Source organism: Nocardia carnea (assembly GCF_029868325.1).
Lineage (GTDB): Bacteria > Actinomycetota > Actinomycetes > Mycobacteriales > Mycobacteriaceae > Nocardia > Nocardia carnea_C.
The window spans coordinates 1-4,369 of the sequence record NZ_JARWNW010000013.1; the positions used below are offsets into that span (position 1 = coordinate 1).

A 4,369-nucleotide genomic window follows, 5' to 3' on the forward strand; every position below is an offset into this window, starting at 1 on the left:
CCCCCCCCCCCCCCCCCCCCCCCCCCCCCACCCCCCCCCCCCCCCCCCCCCCCCCCCCCCCCCCCCCCCCCCCCCCCCCCCCCCCCCCCCCCCCCCCCCCCCCCCCCCCCCCCCCCCCCCACCCCCCCCCCCCCCCCCCCCCCCCCCCCCCCCCCGCCGCCCCGCCACCGCGGTTTCCAGCGCATCGGGCAGGCTCTGGGCGGTGACCACACGTTCGTCACCGAAGCGCTGCACGGCCAGGTCGGCCAGCCGATCGACCGGTAGGGCGCGGGGCGACCCGTTGGTCGTGACGACTATCTCCTCGAAGACGGGTTCGAGCGCGGCGAGGATCCCGGCCGCGTCCTTATCGCCCAGTACCGCCACGACTCCGACGAGTTTGCGGAAATCGAATTCCGCGGTGAGTGTGGCCGCCAAGGCGGCGGCACCGGCCGGATTGTGCGCGGCGTCGATGAACAGGGTGGGGGCGTTGCGCATCCGCTCCAGCCGGCCGGGGCTGGTGACCTGGGCGAAGCCCGCGCGGATCGCCTCGATATCGAGCTGGCGCTGCGCTCCCGCCCCGAAGAACGCCTCCACCGCGGCCAGCGCGAGGGCAGCGTTGTGTGCCTGGTGTTCGCCGTGCAGCGGCAGGAAGATCTCGTCGTATACGCCGCCGAGCCCCTGGAGTTCGAGTTGCTGACCGCCGATGGCGATTCGGCGGGTCAATACCTGGAATTCGGCACCCGCCCGGGCGACTGCCGCATCCACCTCGACGGCGCGGCGCAGCAGGACATCCATGGCTTCGGGATCCTGCTCCGCGATTATCGCGACATTGTCGACGGGTACCAGCGATTCGGGGGCGGGTTTGATGATCCCGGCCTTCTCCTTGGCGATGGAGGTCAGATCGGGGCCCAGATAGTCGGTGTGGTCGAGGCCGATGGGGGTGATCACCGCGACCTGGCCGTCGATCACATTGGTGGCGTCCCAGGTGCCGCCCATCCCGGTTTCCACCACCGCCACATCGACCGGTGCCTCGGCGAACGCCGCGTAGGCCATGGCGGTGAGCACCTCGAACTTGCTCATCGGCGGGCCGCCCGCGGCGGCCGACTGAGCGTCGATCATCTCGATATAGGGCTGCAGCTCGCGATACAGCTCCACGTAGTGCGCCGGGGATATCGGCCGGTTGTCGACGCCGATCCGCTCGGTGGCCAGCTGCAGATGCGGGCTGGTGAGCCGGCCGGTGCGCCGGTGCAGGGCGGTGAGCAGCGAATCGATCATCCGGGTGACCGATGTTTTGCCGTTGGTGCCGGCGATATGGATCGACGGGTAGCCGCGCTGGGGCGAACCCAGCACATCCATCAGCGCCGAGATCCGGGTGAGCGATGGCTCGATCTTGGTTTCCGGCCAGCGCCGGTCGAGTTCGGCCTCGACCAGCGCCATCTCCGCGAGTTCCACCGGCGACGGTCCGGTACCGAGCTGGGCGCCGCCGTGCTGCGGTTCGGGTTCCGGGTTGGGTTCGTGTTCGTTCACTTGCCGCTCAGCTCGGACAGCCGGGCCCCGATACGGTCCACCTCGGCCGCCGCGATATCGCGCCGCGACCGGATCTTGTCCACCACCTGTTCGGGCGCCTTGGCCAGGAAGGCGTCGTTGCCGAGTTTGGCCTCGGTGCCGGCGAGCTCCTTCTGCGCGGCGGCCAGATCCTTCTCCAGGCGGCGCCGCTCGGCAACCAGGTCCACACTGCCGGAGGTGTCCACCTCGACGGTGACCGTGGTGGTGCTCAGCCGCACCTCCACCGACGCGGTGGCGGCGAAGCCGGCGCCCGGTTCGGTGAGCCGGCCCAGGTTCGCGACCTCGGGATGCAGGTGGGCAAGCCCGGCGGTGTCCAGGCCCAGCACCCGCGCGGCGACCTTCTGTTTGTCGTTCAGCCCCTGATCGCTGCGGAACCGGCGGATCTCGGTGACCAGCCGCTGCAGATCGGCGATCCGCTGCGCGGATCCGGTATCGGTGGGGATGCCCGTCGGCCGCGGCCACTGCGCGATCACCACCGATTCGCCGCCGGTCAGCGCCTGCCACAGCGTTTCGGTGACAAACGGGATCACCGGATGCAGTAGCCGCAGCACCGAATCCAGAACGGTGCCGAGCACCACGCGGGTGGATTCGGCGCGTGCCTCGCTCTCGGTGAACTGGACCTTGGACAGTTCCAGGTACCAGTCGCAGAGTTCGTCCCAGGCGAAGTGGTACAGCGCCTCGCAGGCCTTACCGAATTCGTAGGCGTCGAACGCGGCGTCGACCTCGGCCAGCACCGCGTCGAGCCGGTCGATGATCCAGCGGTCGGCATCGGTGAGCGTATCGCGGGCCGGGAGGTCGCCGGCGCGAGCGCCGTTCATCAGCGCGAACTTGGTGGCGTTGAAGAGCTTCGTGACGAAACTGCGCGAGGCCAGCGCATGCGGTTCGCCGACCGACAGATCGCCGCCCGGCTGGGCGCCGCGGGCCAGGGTGAACCGCAGGGCGTCGGCGCCGTAGTCGCGGATCCAGTCCAGCGGGTCGATACCGTTACCGCGTGATTTCGACATCTTCTTGCCGTATTGGTCGCGGATCAGGCCGTGCAGGAACACATCCTTGAACGGCACCTGGTAGTCCGGTCCTTTACCGGCGGTGATCGCGGCATCGTCGGCCACGAAGGTGCCGAACATCATCATCCGGGCGACCCAGAAGAACAGGATGTCGTAGCCGGTGACGAGCACACTCGTCGGATAGAACTTGGCCAGTTCCGGTGTGGCGTCCGGCCAGCCCATGGTGGAGAAGGGCCACAGACCGGAGGAGAACCAGGTGTCGAGGACATCGGGATCCTGCACCCAGCCCTCGGGGGCGTCTTCGTCGGGGCCGACACAGACGACCTCGCCCTCGGGGCCGTACCAGATGGGGATTCGGTGCCCCCACCACAGCTGGCGCGAAATGCACCAATCGTGCATATCGTCGACCCAGTCGAACCAGCGTGGTTCCTGGCTCGCCGGGTGGATCACGGTATCCCCGTTGCGCACGGCATCGCCGGCCGCCTTGGCCAGCGCCTCGACCTTCACCCACCACTGCATCGACAGGCGCGGTTCGATCGGTTCGCCGCTGCGCTCGGAATGACCGACGCTGTGCAGGTAGGGGCGTTTCTCGGCGACGACCCGGCCCTCGGAGGCCAGCCGTTCACGCACCTTCACCCGGGCTTCGAACCGGTCCATACCGTCGAATTCGGTTCCGGTACCGGCGATCCGGCCGCGTTCGTCCATGATCGTGGGCATGGGCAGGTTGTGCCGCAGGCCCATTTCGAAGTCGTTCGGGTCGTGCGCGGGGGTGATCTTCACCGCGCCGGAACCGAACTCCGGGTCGACATAGGAGTCGGCGACGATCGGAATCTGCCGCCCGGTGATGGGATGTTCGAGGGTGGTGCCGATCAGGTCCTTGTACCGCGGATCGTCGGGGTGCACCGCGACCGCCGTATCACCGAGCATCGTCTCGACCCGGGTGGTGGCGACGACGACATGCGGTTCGGCATCATCGAGCGACCCGTAGCGCAGCGACACCAGTTCCCCGGCGACCTCGTCGTACTTGACCTCGATATCGGAGATGGCGGTACGCAGCTCCGGCGACCAGTTCACCAGTCGTTCGGCCCGATAGATCAGACCGGCCTCGTAGAGCCGTTTGAAAATGGTCTGCACGGCCCGCGAGAGGCCCTCGTCCATGGTGAACCGGTCACGCGACCAATCGACGCCGTCGCCCAGGGCCCGCATCTGTCCCTGGATCGCGCCACCGGATTCGCGCTTCCAATCCCAGACCTTCTGCACGAACAAATCGCGCCCGAAATCCTCTTTGGTCTTACCGTCGGCCGCGAGCTGTTTCTCGACCACCGACTGGGTCGCGATACCGGCATGATCCATCCCCGGCAACCACAGCACCTCGTACCCCTGCATCCGCTTCCGGCGGGCGAGGGTGTCCATGAGGGTGTGGTCCAGGGCATGACCCATATGCAGGGTGCCGGTGACATTCGGAGGCGGCAGCACGATCGAATACCCGGGGGCGGAACTCTGCGGGTCGGCGGTGAAGTAACCGGCGGCTACCCAGCGTTCGTACAGGTCGGCCTCCACCTCGCCGGGATTCCAGCTCTTGGGGAGGGCATCGGCACGATTACGCGTGTTGTCAGGGGCTGCGCTGGTCACGCGCCGATTCTAGTGTCATCGGCGGGGCGTCCGGCATTGCGGGTGCTGCGTCTGCTGCGCCGCCTGCGGCGGCGCGGGCCCGGGGCCGGTGAAACCCGGGGGTTTACAACATAGCTACCCCCCGCCGGGCCAAGGGGGGGGCCCCCCCATGGGTGTGGGGGGGTTAGGGTTTTGGGGTGCGATTGCGA

The 4,369-nt window shown here is 68.6% G+C and carries 2 protein-coding genes; both read right to left on the bottom strand.

The window, feature by feature from the left end:
* Nucleotides 1–1,431, bottom strand: a 1,431-nt coding sequence (folC, locus tag QH196_RS00200; protein WP_432279399.1) for a bifunctional tetrahydrofolate synthase/dihydrofolate synthase, incomplete at its 3' end; no start/stop codon positions are given.
* 71 nt (nucleotides 1,432–1,502) lie between these two features.
* Nucleotides 1,503–4,181, bottom strand: a complete 2,679-nt coding sequence (locus tag QH196_RS00205; RefSeq protein WP_280413710.1) for a valine--tRNA ligase — start codon at nucleotides 4,179–4,181, stop codon at nucleotides 1,503–1,505.
* Nucleotides 4,182–4,369: the final 188 nt, after the last annotated feature.